15 protein-coding genes are annotated in these 17,477 nt (G+C 43.4%); 7 read left to right on the top strand and 8 right to left on the bottom strand.

From position 1 onward, the window contains the following. Positions 1-400: 400 nt before the first annotated feature. Entirely contained in the window at positions 401-1,273 is an 873-nt protein-coding gene (gene ku / locus ACFO3D_RS07925) for a non-homologous end joining protein Ku (RefSeq protein WP_390294541.1), read from the bottom strand. A gap of 105 nt (positions 1,274-1,378) precedes the next feature. Between ku and ACFO3D_RS07930 the strand changes: the two genes are divergently transcribed. Further along, positions 1,379-3,172 carry a DNA ligase D gene (locus ACFO3D_RS07930; protein ID WP_390294543.1) on the top strand — a complete coding sequence of 598 codons (1,794 nt, stop codon included), beginning with the start codon at positions 1,379-1,381 and terminating at the stop codon, positions 3,170-3,172. Positions 3,173-3,197: 25 nt separating this feature from the next. Here ACFO3D_RS07930 and ACFO3D_RS07935 read toward each other — a convergent pair whose 3' ends face one another. After that, a complete protein-coding gene (locus ACFO3D_RS07935) occupies positions 3,198-3,638 on the bottom strand; it encodes an OsmC family protein (RefSeq protein WP_390294545.1) in 441 nt (146 codons plus the stop codon). 216 nt (positions 3,639-3,854) lie between these two features. Here ACFO3D_RS07935 and ACFO3D_RS07940 point away from each other — a divergent pair, with 216 nt between their 5' ends. Then, complete coding sequence (locus tag ACFO3D_RS07940) at positions 3,855-4,574, top strand: Na-translocating system protein MpsC family protein (protein WP_390294547.1); 720 nt, start codon at positions 3,855-3,857, stop codon at positions 4,572-4,574. Positions 4,575-4,642: 68 nt separating this feature from the next. Next, positions 4,643-4,810: a hypothetical protein gene (locus ACFO3D_RS07945; RefSeq protein ID WP_390294549.1), complete on the top strand. Its 168-nt coding sequence runs from the start codon at positions 4,643-4,645 to the stop codon at positions 4,808-4,810. Positions 4,811-4,851: 41 nt separating this feature from the next. Here the strand turns inward: ACFO3D_RS07945 and ACFO3D_RS07950 are convergent, their stop codons facing one another. Beyond that, complete coding sequence (locus tag ACFO3D_RS07950) at positions 4,852-5,205, bottom strand: DUF488 domain-containing protein (RefSeq protein WP_390294551.1); 354 nt, start codon at positions 5,203-5,205, stop codon at positions 4,852-4,854. Between the two features lie 36 nt (positions 5,206-5,241). Continuing rightward, a complete protein-coding gene (locus tag ACFO3D_RS07955; RefSeq protein WP_390294554.1) occupies positions 5,242-6,972 on the bottom strand; it encodes a phospho-sugar mutase in 1,731 nt (576 codons plus the stop codon). Between the two features lie 296 nt (positions 6,973-7,268). Between ACFO3D_RS07955 and ACFO3D_RS07960 the strand changes: the two genes are divergently transcribed. Both ACFO3D_RS07960 and ACFO3D_RS07965 read left to right on the top strand, forming a co-directional pair. Then, a complete protein-coding gene (locus tag ACFO3D_RS07960; RefSeq protein WP_390294556.1) occupies positions 7,269-8,348 on the top strand; it encodes an AI-2E family transporter in 1,080 nt (359 codons plus the stop codon). Between the two features lie 69 nt (positions 8,349-8,417). Further along, a complete protein-coding gene (locus tag ACFO3D_RS07965) occupies positions 8,418-8,603 on the top strand; it encodes an SE1832 family protein (RefSeq protein ID WP_390294558.1) in 186 nt (61 codons plus the stop codon). A gap of 39 nt (positions 8,604-8,642) precedes the next feature. Here ACFO3D_RS07965 and ACFO3D_RS07970 read toward each other — a convergent pair whose 3' ends face one another. Continuing rightward, positions 8,643-10,514, bottom strand: a complete 1,872-nt coding sequence (locus ACFO3D_RS07970; RefSeq protein WP_390294560.1) for a cation:proton antiporter — start codon at positions 10,512-10,514, stop codon at positions 8,643-8,645. A 416-nt stretch (positions 10,515-10,930) separates the two neighbouring features. On the opposite strand from ACFO3D_RS07970, the gene recQ reads away from it, so the two are divergent. After that, positions 10,931-13,078, top strand: coding sequence for a DNA helicase RecQ (gene recQ, locus ACFO3D_RS07975; RefSeq protein WP_390294562.1), 2,148 nt, complete (start codon positions 10,931-10,933; stop codon positions 13,076-13,078). A 123-nt stretch (positions 13,079-13,201) separates the two neighbouring features. Here recQ and ACFO3D_RS07980 read toward each other — a convergent pair whose 3' ends face one another. Beyond that, positions 13,202-14,440 (bottom strand): aminopeptidase, encoded by a 1,239-nt coding sequence (locus ACFO3D_RS07980; RefSeq protein ID WP_390294565.1) that lies wholly within the window; start codon positions 14,438-14,440, stop codon positions 13,202-13,204. 230 nt (positions 14,441-14,670) lie between these two features. Between ACFO3D_RS07980 and ACFO3D_RS07985 the strand changes: the two genes are divergently transcribed. Then, positions 14,671-15,000, top strand: coding sequence for a winged helix-turn-helix transcriptional regulator (locus ACFO3D_RS07985; protein WP_390294566.1), 330 nt, complete (start codon positions 14,671-14,673; stop codon positions 14,998-15,000). Positions 15,001-15,272: 272 nt separating this feature from the next. On the opposite strand, the gene hutG is transcribed toward ACFO3D_RS07985, so the two are convergent. Then, complete coding sequence (hutG, locus tag ACFO3D_RS07990) at positions 15,273-16,214, bottom strand: formimidoylglutamase (RefSeq protein ID WP_390294568.1); 942 nt, start codon at positions 16,212-16,214, stop codon at positions 15,273-15,275. Continuing rightward, positions 16,211-17,464, bottom strand: coding sequence for an imidazolonepropionase (hutI, locus tag ACFO3D_RS07995; RefSeq protein WP_390294570.1), 1,254 nt, complete (start codon positions 17,462-17,464; stop codon positions 16,211-16,213). Before hutI ends, hutG begins: the two co-directional genes overlap by 4 nt. Between the last annotated feature and the right edge of the window lie 13 nt (positions 17,465-17,477).

Below are 17,477 nucleotides of genomic sequence, written 5' to 3' on the forward strand. Positions count from 1 at the left end.
TTTTGACACAAAAACTATAAAATGCGAAGTAACTCGTATCTTCGCTCCGGAAATACACTACGCTTTCCGCGGGCTCGCGCTGAGCCTCCTCGTTCGCCAAGAACACTCACTGTGGGGTCTCAACGTCTTCGCTTTCCCGCAGGAGTCTTCGTGTATTTCCCTCGTTACCATGGTGTTTATTGGAGCGTAGGGTAGTCGACTCCTGCGGGAAAAGCAACAGCTGAAAATCCCGCAGGAAGTGGTCTCCTTCCGAGGGAGTTGAAGCGTTGCCCGCGGAAAGCGACTGCCTGAAGCGGAAATCAACATAGCTAGCTACGTCGCAATTTATATCAACTACGGCGGTTACGAAAGAGCCAACATAAAAAAACATGCCAACTCCCCGATATGGGAAGATGGCATGTTACTTGCCGGATATTTTCTTTTTCTGGGTGGTTGGCTTGGCTTTGGTCTTCTTGGCTGCTGTATTCTGGCCGGTCTGAAGCTTTTTCTCAGGTTTATCCTGCTGGGCACGATTGAGTGAAGCTTGGAGTGCATCCATCAGATTGGTTGCCTTCTCCGGCGCAGGTTTGTCTTTTGCGGTTGTAACCTGTTCCTGATTTTTCTTTTCTTCAATCAGGTCAAGCAATGCAGTTCGGTATTCGTCATGGTATTTATCTGGGTCAAATTCTGTTGTCAGCTGGTCAATTAGCATCTTGGCAGTATCAAGTTCTTTTTCCGGGATATCTGTCTCGGCCGGAACGTTAGGAACATCCTGCACATTACGGACTTCATCCGGAAAATGAATTGTTTCCACCACCAGCGTGTTTTTATAAATCCGGATTACAGCTAGCTGTTCCTTTGATCGGATCATCATTTTAGCAATGCCGATTCTGCCGGTTTCCTCAAGTGCCGCGCGCAGTAAGCTGTACGCCTTTCCTCCCCCGTCTCCCGGTGAAAGAAAGTAGCTTTTTTCATAATAAATCGGGTCAATCTCTTCCAGTTTTACAAAGTCGACGATTTCAACAGCCTTATCTGCTTGCTCTTTCTTGAGGTTCTCCAGGTCCTCGTCATCGAGTACAACAAATTTATTTTTGGCATATTCATATGCCTTTACGATTTCATCATTTTCTATCTCACGGTCGCAAACCGGGCATGTGCGCTCATATTTAATCGGTGACTGGCATTCCTTGTGAAGCTGTCGCAGTTTAACATCTTTATTTTCGGTGGCGGCATGCATTTTCACCGGAATATTGACCAGTCCAAAGCTGATTGTTCCCTTCCACATCGTATGCATTTTTAAAAAAACCTCCTTGTTCTATATTGTCCCGGACAGATGGGATATTATCCTTCATAAATATCACATGGCAGGCAAACCTAAGACCAAAGGAGTGTGCGTGTGATGCAACTGATGAAACCGATTGCCAGTGAGGAAATCCCGGTTGGCACTGATTGGGTTTACGAGGTGAAATACGATGGGTTCCGGTGTGTCTTGGAATGGACTGAATCATCGATCAAACTGATCAGCAGGAATGACAAAGATCTAACTGCCAACTTCCCTGAAATTATTGCATACTGCCGGGAAATAGAGGAGTTAGTCAGTGAGGACCTCCCACTCCTTCTTGATGGTGAACTTGTCGTCCTGAATAATCCATATCAGGCTAACTTTTCATGGATCCAGAAACGGGGTCGATTAAAACATAAGGAACCAATTGCTATAGCAGCTGATCAGCGGCCAGCAAGCTTCATGGCCTTTGACCTATTATCCCATAAGGGGGGTTCTATGACTGGCAAACCGTTTACAAAACGAAAAAATACACTTTTGCGCCTGCTAAGAAAAGCAGAACAATATATTCAGCTGGTACCTTTTTACGAAGATTCAAAGGAGCTATGGACAAAGTTATTTTTATACAAAGGTGAAGGAATAGTCGCCAAACGGAAGTCCAGCCAATATGGTGATGCCAAGAAACACCGCGACTGGTATAAGATAAAAAACTGGCGGACGGTTGAAGGTTTTTTAACTTTTTATGATCCGGAAAATAGCTATTTTACTGTTTCCATTTACGATCAGGGTGAGGTCCGTCAACTTGGAAAAAGTAAACATGGGCTTGAAAGTGATGAATTTTCAGCTCTTAAGGACCTGTTTACCATTAATGGAGAGAAAGTGTCGTCCGGGTACAGGCTTCCTCCAGCGGTTTGCGCCCAGATCCATACGCTTGATTTATACAAAAACGAACTGCGAGAGCCTGAATTCCATCAGCTGCTGCCTCAAAAAAATCCTGCCGAATGTACCGCGGGAAAGCTGGCCCTTGACATCTCCATGCTACCTGAAGCGGTTGAACCGACAAATACAGATAAAATTTTTTGGCCGCAGGCTGATGTTACGAAGGGCGATCTCCTCGTTTATATGCGGGAAATTGCACCATATATGCTCCCGTTTCTTAAGGGACGTCGCTTAACGCTAATCCGTTGTCCAGACGGCGTGGAGAAAGAGTCTTTTTTTCAAAAGCATCTGCCTGACTATGCACCCGATTTTATTAATGGAATTAAAGATGGCGGGGAGGAATTTTTCATTGCCGACAGTCTAGATTCGTTAATATGGTTTGCCAACCATGGGGCAATTGAGTACCACATCCCCTTCCAAACTGTTGATACGGAAAATCCAACCGAGATTGTGTTTGACCTGGATCCTCCTGACCGAAGTGCATTCCCACTGGCAATTCATGCAGCTGAATTGCTGAAGCAAATGCTTGATGACCTTGAATTGGTTTCGTTTGTAAAAACATCAGGTGGTAAAGGACTTCAGGTCCATATTCCAATACCCTGTGACAGCATGACATATGAACAGACGGGTGTATTTACAGAAGCTATCGCCAAAACGCTTGCCGGTGAATATCCAGACCAGTTTACTGTGGAGCGAATGAAGCGAAACCGTCATGGCCGGTTGTATATTGACTATGTACAGCACGCAAAAGACAAGACACTGGTAGCAGCGTATTCACCAAGGAAATCCGAGGATGCGACCGTTGCGGCGCCGCTATTCTGGGAGGAGGTCAAACATGGCTTGACACCTGCTTCCTATACGGTGACAAACATGGTTGCCCGTGTGCAATCAGACGGATGCCCATTTGCCGATTACTTCAAAGCCAGGAAAAAACAAACGATGGAAAAGGTGCTTAACCTTGTTAAACAATAAAAAATAACAGAGCGTTAAAACTCTGTTATTTTATGTTAGGCTGCAATTCCAATTCGACATTTCCTTTAACCGCTCGTGAAATCATACAGCTTGATTCCGCTTTTTCGACAAGCTTGGACAGTTTTTTGTAATCACTATCCCCAGCTTCCTCTTTCAGGGACACGGACGGTCTATGAATTATTTTTTTATAGGTGAAAATGCCTCTCGTAACATTAACAATTCCCTCTGATTCCAGCGACATTTCCTGTAATGGGAGGCCAGCACGTTCAATCATCGCTGCCAGTGTAATAATATAGCAGGTTGCTGCCGCTCCAAGAAGCATTTCATCCGGATTGGTTCCTATACCCGGACCGTCCATTTCGGGAGGGATGGAAATTTCCGTTTTCAGATTGCCTGCTTCTATAGAGCCCGTACTATTTCTTCCGCCTGGCCAATCGGCTTTTAAATGAAAATGATGCTCTGCCATCGAATCACCTCGTATGAAAATATAACTTAATCTTTATCAACTATAACACCATTAACCCTTGTTAGACTATGAAGGTGTTTCGAAGAGTGAAAAAGAATACTCTATTACCAATGCTATATATGGCAAATGTTTATTTTTCACAATGGTAGGAAAATGTTATACTAAAATAGGGAATGTAAAATAACGTGCATTCCTGGATATAAAAGGATGAAAATAATGGAGACGAAGACAGTCGAGTCATCGATCGCCAGCACAGTTGGCAAATTACTTCGTGATAATTTCGGGAAAGGGCCCGAAGCAATTTATGTTTCGGTTGCTGCACCATTTGTAACCATTTATCTTAGAAATTTTCTAGCGCCTATCGAGAAAGTATTATACAATCAGGACAATCGAGTTAGGATTCAAAAGACTCGTGATCTGTTGATGAACGAGCTATTGCCGGAAATTCGGGCAATACTTTCGTCTGAAACTAAGCAACCAGTCAGTAAAGTCTTTTACGATTGGTCTTTAGATAATAAAACCGGTGTGATTTTTACCGAGCTTGACACCGATGAAGTCTGTCACGAATGTCATGACTACATCGGCAAGGAAAAGGTCCATTCAGAAATATACAGATTCACTGAAAAAGTCCAAAAAGCACCAACAAGTCAGGACTCTTTCAAACTGAATTCACGCACCCTGGTATCCAGACGTGATGATATTCTCGTATTAATCGAAAAAGAACTGATTAATTCAGGTTTTGAGGAACAACTGCGGCTCTCCAAGCGCAAATTGGAGAAAAGCATGCTTAATGTCAGTTATATCGAATATGCGCTGGGACAGGAAATTGCTGATATTTTTGTTGACTGGGATTTTGATGAAGACAGAGGATATATAGTATTTATCTTAAACCCAAAACAAAAAAATAACAGTCGGGTGGAAATGTCCGGACAATAGTGCCAGGGCATAAGCCGAAGAAGGAAATACCTTTTTCGGCTTTTTTTTATTTTTAAGGGGGATATGTAATGTACAAGATTGTCGCAATCGGAAAAAATGGGGTACGGGTTAATCTGACCGACTCCGGAGAGGAAATCGTTTTTGAAACATATGAGGAAGCAGACAGGTTTCTAATTAATCAAGTAGACGAAAATATGCTACCGTCCAATTATGAATGGAGTATAATCAAAGCATAATTGAAAAACCTATCTCCTTTCAATGGAGATAGGTTTTCCCGTCAGTGTAAAATCTCTATCAGTACTTGTGCCTGATTATTTTCTTCATCCTTGGCTGCAAACAATAAGGTGATGTCATTTTTCCGTTCATTCGCTATTTTTTTCAATTTTTCCAGTTCCTTGTATTGGTCACCTTCCGCAAGCTCCTGCTTATACTTCTCTTTGAACGCCTCAAATTTATCCGCATCATGGCCAAACCATTTTCGCAACTCGGTTGAAGGAGCAACATCTTTCAGCCAGTAGTCGAGTTTCGCGTCCTTTTTCGAAATGCCCCGCGGCCAGACACGGTCTACAAGAATCCTTATGCCATCACTTGCCTCAGGTTCCGCATAAATTCGTTTTGTGCGAATTGCCATTTACTTCTGCCTCCTTGAGCCAGATTACTTCTGTTACTAATCCTCGTTCAGCACTCCTGCCATATCGGTTTTAAGGCCAGCTAGGCGATCCTCACTTGCTTCACGGCTGTCCTCGCACACACCAAAATAACATTTGATTTTTGGTTCTGTGCCAGAAGGACGCAGACATACCCAGCTATCGTTTGCCAGCTTATATTTAACTACGTTTGCATTTGGAAGATCGATTTTTTCTACCTTTTCCTCACTGCCGGCATATGTGCGTACTCCGGACAGATAGTCTTCCATTTGCTCAACAGGAAGCCCGCCTATGCTGGTTAGCGGTTCGTTCCGGACACTTTCCATGATAGAAGTGATTTTTGCCGACCCTTCCTTCCCTTTAAGTGTCAGGGAAGTCATTCCTTCCAGGTAGTACCCATGCTTTTCATATAGAACGTTCAGGGCGTCATGCAGTGTTTTTCCTTGTTTTTGCCAGTAATACGCCACTTCGCTCGCAAGCACAGCAGCCTGGACTGCATCTTTGTCCCGTGCAAAACTGCTGATCAGATAACCGTAACTTTCCTCATAACCGAAAACGAAGAATTCTCCTGTAGAATCGAATTGACGAATTTTTTCACCGATAAATTTAAATCCTGTCAAGGTGTCGATTGTCTTGACCCCATAGTAATCCGCAATCTTCCGGCCAAGTTCAGATGTTACAATGGTTTTCAGCATTCGGGCATTGGGCAGCAATTTCTGATCATGGTTACTTAATATATAATCAAGCAAAAGTGCACCAAGCTGGTTTCCAGTGAGCACTTTGTATTCCCCGAAACTATCCTTTGCCGCCACACCGAGACGGTCGGCATCCGGATCAGTTCCAATCAGGATATCAGCATTGTTCTTTTTCCCCAGCTCAATTGCCATTTTAAACGCCTGATGTTCCTCAGGGTTCGGAGATTCAACTGTCGAGAATTCCGGGTCAGGTTTTGCCTGTTCTTTTACCACACCCACATTCGTGAAGTTCAGTTGTTCAAGCCCTTTCAGTACAAGGTCATAGGCCGTCCCGTGCAGCGGGGTGAAAACAATCTGCAGATCTTTTGGCGCTTTCCGTTCATTTTCCTCAAGATGGGAAATTTCTTCCAGATGATCGAGATAAGCATTATCAACTTCACTCCCAACCCATGTGAGCAATTCCTTTTTTTCGAGTTCTTGTTTTTCCATAAATGGAACTGTGAGTTCATTTTCTGTCTGCTGAATGTGTTCGATAATCTCATTTGCTTCAGCTGGTGTAATTTGCCCTCCGTCTTCATTGTATACTTTGAAACCGTTATATTCAGGAGGATTGTGGCTGGCTGTAATCATTACACCAGCAACTGTTCCAAGATATCTTACCGCAAATGACAATAGCGGTGTCGGGTGCAGCTTATCAAATATATATGTCTTAATGCCATATGCTCCAAGCACCTTAGCTGTCTCCAAAGCGAACTCCTGTGACATATACCTGGAATCATAGGAAACGACCACGCCCCGGTCATTGACATTTACTGCATTCTCTCTTAAATAATTGGCAAGTCCGTTTACTGCTTTACGAACAGTATATACGTTCATCCGGTTTATACCGGGACCTAAAACTCCCCGCATGCCACCGGTACCAAAAGTCAGTTCCGTATAAAAAGCATCTTCTAATGCTTCGTCATTATTCTCCATACTTTGCAATTCATTTTTTAGTAATGTGTCAAGATTCTCATACGTTCTCCATTTTTCGTATGCTGTTTCCCAGTTACCCATACGCTATTGCCCCCTTTATTACACCTATGTATGCTCGTATGCTCAAATTTTAGCATACTTCTTCCCTATATTCTATCTGACTCTATTAGGGAAAGTTTAAGCCTGTCAATTATTGGTGATAATAGGAACACGTTGCTTCAGGACTTTCCTGAATCTCAAAGACTTTTCTTATGTTATTAGATTTTGTAAGATAGGATACAATTAAAGTAGTAAACTAATAGAAGCTGCTTCCTATAATGGCAAATTACGGTTAAAATAAGTTAATAAGATTAATAGAGAAAGTTGTGATAAATTTGGTGAATAAACGCTGGTTTCAGATTATGACGGCCTTGATTATGATTTTCCTGCTGATTCTTCTGATCTCCGCAACAAATTTTATTTTTGACCCTATTTTTAAATACATTGGGGCAATTGCCATTCCGTTAATTGGTGCGGGGGTATTGTTTTACATAACAAAGCCGCTAATGCACCAGCTGGAAAAATACAAAGTGCACCGGGTTCTATCCATTTTTATTGTGTTTCTGCTGTTGATTGTAGTTGGTTTTCTGATCGTTACATATATTGCACCTATTGCCCAGAAACAATTTTCCAATTTAATCGATAACATACCAAAAATGGTTGAAGGTACGCAAGAACTCATAGCTTACTGGCAGGCGAATCAGAATTTGATTCCCGATGAAGTAAATGCGACCATTAATGATATTACGTCCAACCTGCAAATGTATATTGAATCGTTAATGTCATTCTTGTTTGGTTTTCTTGGACAACTAATCGGATTTGTGTTCGCAATCGTGCTTATTCCATTTTTCCTTTTCTTTATGCTTAAGGACGGGGATAAATTCGTCCCTTTCCTCACCCAGATATTCAATAAAAAGAAGGCTTCCAACATCCGCGCCCTTATGGGAAAAGTTGATGACACGCTGGCATCGTATATTCAAGGACAGCTGACAGTGAGCATATGTATTGGTGTGTTATTGTTTATCGGGTACCTGATTATTAAGCTGGATTATGCCCTGACATTGGCCTTGTTTGGAATGATTATGTGCGTCATCCCATTCCTAGGCCCGTTCTTGGCTGTTATCCCTGCAATAATTGTAGGCTTTTTCCAGGACCCGATGATGGCTGTTTGGGTAGCGGTTGTCATGATTGTCGCCCAGCAAATTGAAGGTAATCTGATTTCCCCTAATATTATGGGGCGAGCACTTAAACTTCATCCACTGACCGTTATTACATTGGTACTTGCAGCTGGGAGTATTGCTGGATTTCTTGGAATGCTGTTTGCGGTACCGTTTTATGCAATTGTGAAAACGATTATTGTTCATTTTTACCATACGTTCCAGGATTCCAAGGACAATGAAGAGGATGCTCTGATTTAAATGCTGAACCTCCCGTCTGATTGAATAACCTTGAATTTTCAGCTAAACTGGTAATTGGGAGTGATAATAATGACTAAAAAAGAAATCGAGGCGGAAATCGCTGAACTTAAGTCAGACTATGTACGGATACAAGGGGACCTTGAGAAGGCTACCTCTTTTGGAGTAAATACATCCACAGGTGAAAAACAGCTGATTGAAATTGAGCGGCAAATCGCAGAACTGAATAAAAAGCTTGATGAGGCTAAGAAAGCCTGATAGTTAAAAAAATAGAAGCAAAAAGACGCGGGTCCACACTTATTGTGGATCCGCGTCTTTTTGATTAGTGGTAGTCGTTCGCTGGTTCTCGAGCCGCTCCTGTATCCGGCGATTTTCTTTTACCGGTGGAGTCAGACTTACAACTGTATCACCAGGTTCAGGATTTACTTTCATTTCCTCTGAAAAATACTTAACTTGACCAGACGGCTTAATTGAGTATAAGAGGATTGCATTTTCGTCTTTTTCTTCAAGATATTGTTTATATGGATAGCGGGACGATATATTTGTCTGCCGGAAGACAAAACCGTCTCTGATTTTATCATTCAGTGTTTCCAGACTTGCTTTTCCCCCGAAGAGAATCCGGCCACCGATTTTATCAACAATATCATCCATTGTATTACCGATGTCATGATACGGACTCACCTTGAAAACATTTGTCCGTCCGTACTCAGGCATGAATGTTGTACAGACAAGCGCATTATACGAGTGATACTCGGTCGCAGCAACCAGATATTCATATGGAACCGTATCAAGATGGTACTCAGTTTGCTCCGAGAGCATTTCGCCGTGATAGAACGGGATTCCTGCCTCTCTTGCTTTCCGCAGCCGCTCCCATGAAGAGTCCACTAACAGAACAGGTGCTTTTGCTTTTTTGAGCGACTTTGCCAGTTCAATTGTAAATGTATTACTGCCAACAATTAATGTTCCAGGCTTACCTTCAACCGATAAATGGAGCTTCTCCGCAAACCAGCCAATGGAGAACCCATGGGCAACAACCGTGAAGAAGACGAGTCCGAATGTCAATGTTGTGATAATACTGGCATCTTCATACCCTGCCTCACTTAGAATGGTTGCAAAATACCCAGAAACCGTCAGTGCAACGATTCCCCGTGGGGCAATCCACCCAAGCAGGATTTTCTCATTAAGTGACAAATCGGTTTTGATGGTCGACAGGAAGATGGATAACGGCCTGACAACAAACATCATAAGTACAACATATCCAATGATATTCGGATCAAATATCTGCAACAGGGTTTCCACCTGCAGCGATGCAGTCAGCATAATGAATATTGCTGAAATAAGCAGGATGGAGATATTTTCCTTAAAGTGACGCATATCCTCAACCGAACTGATTCCCATATTAGCTAGGGTCATTCCCATGGCAGTCACCGCAAGCAAACCAGTTTCATGCATAATTTCATCCGCCAGCGTGAAGCAAAAAATAACGACAATAAACACTGCTGGTGATTTCAGAAATTCCGGAATATGACCGGTTTCAAACATCCAGCCCATTCCCTTGCCGCATGCCCAGCCAAGGATTGCAGCAAAAATAGATGCACCGAAAAAGAGAACCAATGACGCTCCATTCGGTTCATTTGCTGTAAGGTATGCAATAATTTCGAATGCAAACACCGCCAGCAGGGCACCGATTGGATCAACAATAATACCTTCCCATTTAAGGATTTTTGCAGGCCGTGGTTTCAGTTTGGACTGACGGAGTAACGGCATGATAACAGTCGGCCCTGTAACAATAAAAAGTCCACCAATTACAAATGCCACTGCCCAAGAAAGCCCCGCAATATAATGAGCTGTCAGGGACCCCAGTATCCAAGCCAGGAAAGCGCCGTATGTCGCAATCCGAAATACCGGCCTGCCCAGACCTCGGATCTCCTTGAAACTTAAGTTAAGGCTTCCTTCAAATAGTATAATTGCAACCGCTACTGATATAATTGGTTTATATAAATCTCCAAAGTCTTCTTCAGGATTAATAAAGCCAAAAACAGGGCCTGCTAACAGACCAGTAATCGACATCAATACAATTGCCGGCATTCTGTAGTGCCATGCCAGCCATTGTGATCCTATCCCGAGGAGTCCAATGAGCATAACTTCGAATAAAACTGATGGAACCATCCCATACCTCCTAATGGCAGTCTTAAAAAGTAAGCCATTAATATATCGTTATTTTAAATGGCGACCCGGTGAATGTAAACAAATTAATTTTGATTTATGGAAAAAACTTTATCATTTTCCGTTAAAAGGCAAGCGGAAAAATAATCACTAAATTCTTTTTCTATATTATTATATATTGTTTGTCCGATTCCATCCTAAACTTAAATAACGTATCGTATAAAACCTTTGATTCTTCATGCTTACGTTATAAATCTTTTAGGATTCCACTTATGGACTTGACGGCGATGAGAGGCTTTTGGATGAACTTCCCGCTCCCTTCGACCTCTCATCACGGTGATCAGACGCGTTTGGAAAATCCTATATAAGAATTGGCCCGAAATATGTTAGGATATAAGTGTGTAAAGGGGAATCAATGAATGATTGGACAAGAAGAAAATATACTTAAAACATATTTTGGCTACGAATCTTTCCGGCCGGGGCAACGGCAGACTATAGATAAAGTTATTGAACGGGAGAATACACTGGCAGTTATGCCAACAGGTGGAGGTAAATCGCTGTGCTATCAGATTCCTGGTATGACCATGGACGGGACGGCGATTATTATTTCTCCCCTAATATCGTTGATGAAAGACCAGGTGGACGCCCTTCAATCACTTGGCATATCCGCGACATACATAAATAGTTCGCTTGAACAAGAGGAACAGCGGGCACGTCTTCAAGCAATGGAAGGGGGCCAGTACAAATTTGTCTACGTGGCACCTGAGCGTTTTGACTCAACGTTTTTCGTGAACGTGTTAAGACGGATTAAAATAAGCCTTGTCGCATTCGATGAAGCGCATTGTATCTCGCAATGGGGCCATGATTTCAGGCCAAGTTACCGGTCAATCGTTCCAACGCTTAGCAGGGTGAAAAATATTCCAGTTACCGTAGCTCTCACAGCAACCGCGACCGAAGATGTCATCAACGACATCCAATCACTCCTGGGCATTGCTGATGGAAACGTCGTTAATACTGGCTTTGAACGTGAAAACCTGGCGTTTCATATAGTTAAAGGGAAGGACAAAGGAACTTATATCCGTTCTTTTCTAAATGAACATCCAAATGAGTCGGGAATTATTTATGCCGCAACCAGAAAGCAGACCGATTCCCTACATGACCAGCTCAGCAAAAAAGGATTATCGGTATCAAAATATCACGCCGGCCTAACGGAAGAGGAACGCAAAGCGGCACAGGCTGCTTTTATCCATGATGAAAAATCCATCATGATAGCCACCAATGCGTTTGGGATGGGAATCGACAAATCAAATGTACGATTCGTTATCCATTATGCAATGCCGATGACCATTGAATCGTATTATCAGGAGGCCGGCCGTGCTGGACGGGATGGCGAACACAGTGATTGTATCCTGCTGTTCTCTCCACAGGATATCCAGCTCCAGAAGTTTCTGATTGAACAGTCGTTGATGGACGATACCGCCAAACAGAAAGAATACAGTAAACTGCAGGCCATGATCAACTATTGCCATACCCACAGCTGTCTGACAACGTTTATTCTCGATTATTTTAATGATTGTCCTTCGGGAACCACGTGCGGACGTTGCAGTAACTGTTTGCACCGGCAGGAACGTACGGATATTACCGAGGAAGCGCAGATGATTCTCTCATGCGTTAAACGGATGGGCGAGCGATTTGGAGTCGGCATGACCGCCAAAGTACTGAAAGGATCCAGAGATAAAAAAATCAGCGACTTTCGCCTGAACAGCATTTCCACTTATGGAATTCTCTCAGCGTATACTGAAAAAGAACTGACCGAGTGGATTCATTTTCTGATAGCCGAACAGCTTTTGGCAACTGAGGAAGGCAAGTTTCCAACACTTAAGCTGAATCAGAACTCGGTTGATGTTCTGAAAGGCAAACGTCAGGTATGGATGTATACCGCTCCAATTCCTTCCGGGGAAGAGGCAGACTATCAGGAATCACTTTTCGCGGCATTACGGGAGACTCGTAAGAAACTCGCTGACGAAAAAGGCGTACCACCATATGTCCTGTTCTCTGATGCCACCCTGAAAGAACTAGCCCGTTATTTTCCCGATACAAAAGAGGACATGCTTTCGATTAAAGGTGTCGGGGAAAAGAAATATGAGCAATACGGCGAAGAATTCCTTGCTGTTGTTCAGTCATGGCGTCGCGAGAACCCTGACGTTAAGCGGGCAGTCCGGATTTCAAGCAATACAGCCAATGTTCCCAAAAAGGATAAACAGGCAGATAGCAGACCAAGTCATATTATCAGTTACACGATGTTCCAAAACGGAAAATCCATCAGGGATATTGCAGTAATCCGTGAACTATCGAAGCAAACGATTGAAAGTCATATTTTCAAAGCGTATCAGGACGGATATCCGATTGGCTGGGGAATATTTTTTAATGAAGCTGAAGAAAAAGCTGTGCTTGCTGCAAGGGAGCAGATTGATGAACCGAAACTTAAAGCGCTCAAAGAAGCGCTACCCGTGGAGTATGAGTATACCAAGATTAAAGCTGTGCTTGTTAAGAATGGGTTGATATAAAATTTTGCAAGGCTAAGTTCAGTGTCACTTTAACAATACGTTGCCCGGACTGTGTTTGGTTTATAATCTAATTGTTAATAAATTTAAGGTGGAGATCAGCATTGGCTGATTTCCACCTTGTTTTTATTTTACATTCAGTGCCCAAGTACCATTACGGAATACTGCCTCAGTGGTACCATCCTCAAGTACACCGTCAATATCCAGATTTTCAGATCCAATCATAAAATCGACATGTGTAAGGCTGTCGTTCACACCATGCTTATCAAGCTCTTCCTCATTCATTTCTGCGCCGCTTTCAAGATTTGTAGGATATGCTTTACCTAGTGCAATATGACATGATGCATTTTCATCAAACAATGTGTTGTAGAAAATAAGCCCTGACTGGGATACAGGTGATTCGTGCGGTACAAGTGCTACTTCACCAAGACGTGTTGCACCTTCATCCGTTTCTAACAGGTGCTTCAATGTATCTTCACCCTGCTCGGCCTTATAGTCAACAACTTTGCCATCCTTGAATGTCAGGCTGAAGTTATCAATAAGGCTCCCGCCGTAATTTAATGGCTTCGTGCTTGCCACGGTACCGTTCACACCGTATTTATGCGGAAGTGAAAATACCTCTTCAGTTGGAATATTTGGATTGAAAGTAGTTCCTTTTTCGGAAACAGCCGATCCGCCTTTCCAAATATGCCCTTCCGGAAGCTCCATTTCGAGTTCAGTACCAGGAGCCCTGTAAACAAGCTTTTTATATTTTTTCTCGTTAAGAATTTCGCGGGCTTTTCTTAGTGTTTCGTTATGTGCATCCCATGCAGCAACCGGATTTTCCTGGTCAGCACGGACAATTTTAACGATTGCCTCCCAAAGACTTTCAATTGCGTCCTTCTGAGATTTCTCTGGGAAAATTTTCTGTGCCCAGTCACCAGTTGGAATGGAGATGATGGACCAAGTGATTTTATCATTCATCGTGTATTTGCGGAAGTTGGTCATTGCTTGAGCAGCTGCTTTGTTGGCTTTGGCAACCCGGGAAGAGTCAATATTCTTCAGCAAATCTGGATTTGTCGAGCGAATCGATAGTACTGCAGCACCATCTTCTGCATAGGTATCATGCAGCTTGACACGCCACTCAGGGAAAGTTTCAATTACTTCATCCGGAGCATTTTCATATTTCAAAAGGGTCAGTTCATCATCAACCCAGTTAATATGTACATCTTTTGCACCCATTTCATAAGCTTTGCGGGCCACCATTTTGGTGAAGTCAGCCCCCTCAATTGGTGCATTTATCATCAATGCCTGATTTTTTTGCAGGTTTACGCCAGTGCGCAAAGCCAGCTCAGCATACTTCTCTTTCGTCTGTTGGTCTACCATTCTTTTACCTCCAAAAATTTATTTCGTATATTTTCATTATTTCATAAATATTTCAAATTACCAAGTCTTTTTGAGTGGGATATTCCCTGTCTAGGTAGTTTTACGTGGTATCAAATATGTGTTATTATTAGGTAAGGTTACTTTTGGTAATCTTAGTGAATGAATCTAACGTTAACCGTTTGAACTTTAATACATTTGGCCAAACTATATGAGACAGAGAGGTGATCTGCATGGAAAATTTATGCCCGCGGTTTGAAAATGCAATGCAACTGCTCAGTAAACGCTGGGTCGGTCTAATATTATTTGAACTGTTGAACGGGGCAAAACGCTTTTCCGAAATGGAAGCCGACCTGCCAATAAGTGGTAGATTACTCTCTGAACGACTGAAGTTACTTGAAAAAGAAGAAATCATAGTACGAAATATATATTCCGAGTTTCCAGTTCGCATCGAATATTCCCTTACTGACAAAGGAAGAGCACTCGAACCAGTCATTCAGGAGATACAGCATTGGGCAAACGATTGGGTAACACCGGAAGACCTGGAAGAAAAGAAAGCATAACTTGATGGAGGAGCCCCTGACACTGGGCTCCTTTTTATGTGATTACTACTGCTTTATTTTGGGCAAATACATGATTATTGAGCGCATTTTCGTGCTGCCTCACCTTGGTTATTAAGCATTTTGTGTTAATTGTTAAGCGCTTTTTCTGATTATAGAGCGTAAAACATGAATTATTGAGCGCTTCACACAAGTTATTGAGCGAAACACATATTTACGAGCGTTTCATGCTATGCCAGAACCAGCCAATCCTCATCTCCTGCACTACCTTTCCATTACACCCGCTTCGCCTTCATAAACTCGAGCATTACATAGGCTGCAACCCTGCTTGTCATGTTGCGGAAGTCCATCGTTGGATCAATTTCGACAATATCCATTACGTTGACCAGGGGATTTACAGCTGCAAAACGCACCCCCTGAAGGAGTGTCCGGCTATCCATTCCACCTGGGCCGATTGCCGGGCAACCAGGGGCAAATGCCTGATCGAGCACGTCGATATCGACTGACATATAGATTTCATCCACCCGTCCGGACAGTCGTTCAATTTCTTTTTCCAAAATGGCCATAATACCCTGATCGTCCACATCTTTCATCGTATAAACAGATACACCGTTGTCATCAGCGTATTGATGATACGCTCTGGCGTTGGTGAAATCCCGGATGCCTAGTTGGACAAGATTTATGCCGTTAATAATTCCGTCTTCCAGCAGCCGGCGGAATGGTGTTCCGTTTGTCGGGCCACCATCTTCCGTATTCCGTAAATCATGATGGGCGTCAAACTGAATTACACCGATTGTCTTATCAGCTGCATACGCCTTTATCGAGGAATAGGATATCGAATGATCGCCGCCTAGCACCATCCAGTACTTGGCTGCATCCGTTGCATAGACATCTGCAAGCCCCTCATAGATTCGGTGCTGGCTTCCCTGAATATCGGTGGGATGCATGTTAAGGTCACCAAAGTCAATAATTTGGTCGGTAAATTCGATCCCTGTTTCAGCCGAGTATGTCGAATAACTTTGCAAAGCTGCTCGAATGGCACCGGGAGCCTGGGCAGCACCGGAATGACTGATTGATGGTTTTGACAATGGCGCACCAACAAGTCCGAAATCATGGTTGATTCCTTCCCGCCACGGTGTCAGCAGTTCTTTTACCTTGGTGGTGTGACGATCATTGAAAATTGCCTGACCGGCTGGCTTTAAATGCCGCAAATTCATCGGACCGTCCCCCTCCTATAGATAACCTCGCCATTTTTCAGGACAGTATTGGCATGGTTCACTCCATAATGATATGGAATGTACATGTAATTGGGTGCATCCCAAATGACAATGTCTGCTGCCCGGTCTTCAGCAATCATTCCAGCTGTGTCACCGCGCCCAATTGCATGTGCAGCATTAACGGTTACCGCGTGCCAGATTTCCGCTGGTGACATTTTCAACTTAAGCGCCGCAATCGACATGATCAACTGGAGGTTCTCTGTGACCGAGCTACCTGGGTTAAAGTCGGTGGAGATTGCAATTGCCGCTCCTTCGTCGATCATTTTCCGTGCAGGGGCATACGTATCTTTACCAAGGTAAAAAATCGTTCCCGGTAAAAGAACCCCAATTGTATCGGATGAAGCAAGCTTCCTGACTCCCTCATCCGATGCCACTGCCAGGTGCTCCCCGCTGATGGCACCGACTTCGACTGCTAGTTCGGTTCCACCCAGCTGGTCAATTTCATCGGCATGGATTTTCACACCAAATCCTTTTTCCTTTGCCTTCAATAAATAACGGCGTGACTGCTCAACGGAAAACACCCCTGTTTCCGTAAAAATATCAACGAATTCAGCTAGATTTTCTGCTTTTATTTCGTCAAACAGCTCAGCCATCAGGTCAAGAAAACTATCGGGATTCTCCTTATACCCGGGTGGGATGGCGTGCGCACCCAAAAATGTGGTTACAATGTCGAGTGGATGCTTTGCATTTGCCTCCTTGGCTACCTTAAGTTGCTTGAGTTCTGTTTCCTTTTCCAGGCCATAACCACTCTTTGCCTCGACTGTTGTAATACCGTGCATCGCCATCCGGTCAAGATGGAACAATGCTTTTTTAAGAAGTTCCTCGTAGGTTGCTTCTCTTGTTGACCGGACCGTTGACAGGATGCCGCCACCTTGTTTCAAAATATCCAGATATGGGACGCCCTGTTGTTTTAGTGCCATTTCCTCCTCACGGGATCCCCCGAAAACAAGATGGGTATGCGGCTCAACCAGTCCTGGGGTGACAAGCCGGCTTTCCGCATCAATCGTCTTATCTGCGTCAAAGTTTCCTGCCTGATCAGCCGGGCCGTGCCAGACTATCCTCCCGTCTTTCACCGCGATTGCCGCATTTTCCATCACTGGTAGGTCGTTCATTTCGCTGCCCTTAACAGGTCCTTTTTTATCCATTGTCAACAGCTGTCCAATATTAGTTATCAGTATATCTGTTTGCATGATTTCGCACCTC

It is taken from the genome of Virgibacillus kekensis (assembly GCF_042654125.1).
GTDB lineage: Bacteria > Bacillota > Bacilli > Bacillales > Amphibacillaceae > Lentibacillus > Lentibacillus kekensis.

What these genes read in the sequence shown, in the direction of transcription:
- ku (WP_390294541.1), bottom strand. Translation starts at nt 1,273, where the DNA reads ATGCATACGATGTGGAAGGGAACAATCAGCTTTGGACTGGTCAATATT.
- ACFO3D_RS07930 (WP_390294543.1), top strand. Translation starts at nt 1,379, where the DNA reads ATGCAACTGATGAAACCGATTGCCAGTGAGGAAATCCCGGTTGGCACT.
- ACFO3D_RS07935 (WP_390294545.1), bottom strand. Translation starts at nt 3,638, where the DNA reads ATGGCAGAGCATCATTTTCATTTAAAAGCCGATTGGCCAGGCGGAAGA.
- ACFO3D_RS07940 (WP_390294547.1), top strand. Translation starts at nt 3,855, where the DNA reads ATGGAGACGAAGACAGTCGAGTCATCGATCGCCAGCACAGTTGGCAAA.
- ACFO3D_RS07945 (WP_390294549.1), top strand. Translation starts at nt 4,643, where the DNA reads ATGTACAAGATTGTCGCAATCGGAAAAAATGGGGTACGGGTTAATCTG.
- ACFO3D_RS07950 (WP_390294551.1), bottom strand. Translation starts at nt 5,205, where the DNA reads ATGGCAATTCGCACAAAACGAATTTATGCGGAACCTGAGGCAAGTGAT.
- ACFO3D_RS07955 (WP_390294554.1), bottom strand. Translation starts at nt 6,972, where the DNA reads ATGGGTAACTGGGAAACAGCATACGAAAAATGGAGAACGTATGAGAAT.
- ACFO3D_RS07965 (WP_390294558.1), top strand. Translation starts at nt 8,418, where the DNA reads ATGACTAAAAAAGAAATCGAGGCGGAAATCGCTGAACTTAAGTCAGAC.
- ACFO3D_RS07970 (WP_390294560.1), bottom strand. Translation starts at nt 10,514, where the DNA reads ATGGTTCCATCAGTTTTATTCGAAGTTATGCTCATTGGACTCCTCGGG.
- recQ (WP_390294562.1), top strand. Translation starts at nt 10,931, where the DNA reads ATGATTGGACAAGAAGAAAATATACTTAAAACATATTTTGGCTACGAA.
- ACFO3D_RS07980 (WP_390294565.1), bottom strand. Translation starts at nt 14,440, where the DNA reads ATGGTAGACCAACAGACGAAAGAGAAGTATGCTGAGCTGGCTTTGCGC.
- ACFO3D_RS07985 (WP_390294566.1), top strand. Translation starts at nt 14,671, where the DNA reads ATGGAAAATTTATGCCCGCGGTTTGAAAATGCAATGCAACTGCTCAGT.
- hutG (WP_390294568.1), bottom strand. Translation starts at nt 16,214, where the DNA reads ATGAATTTGCGGCATTTAAAGCCAGCCGGTCAGGCAATTTTCAATGAT.
- hutI (WP_390294570.1), bottom strand. Translation starts at nt 17,464, where the DNA reads ATGCAAACAGATATACTGATAACTAATATTGGACAGCTGTTGACAATG.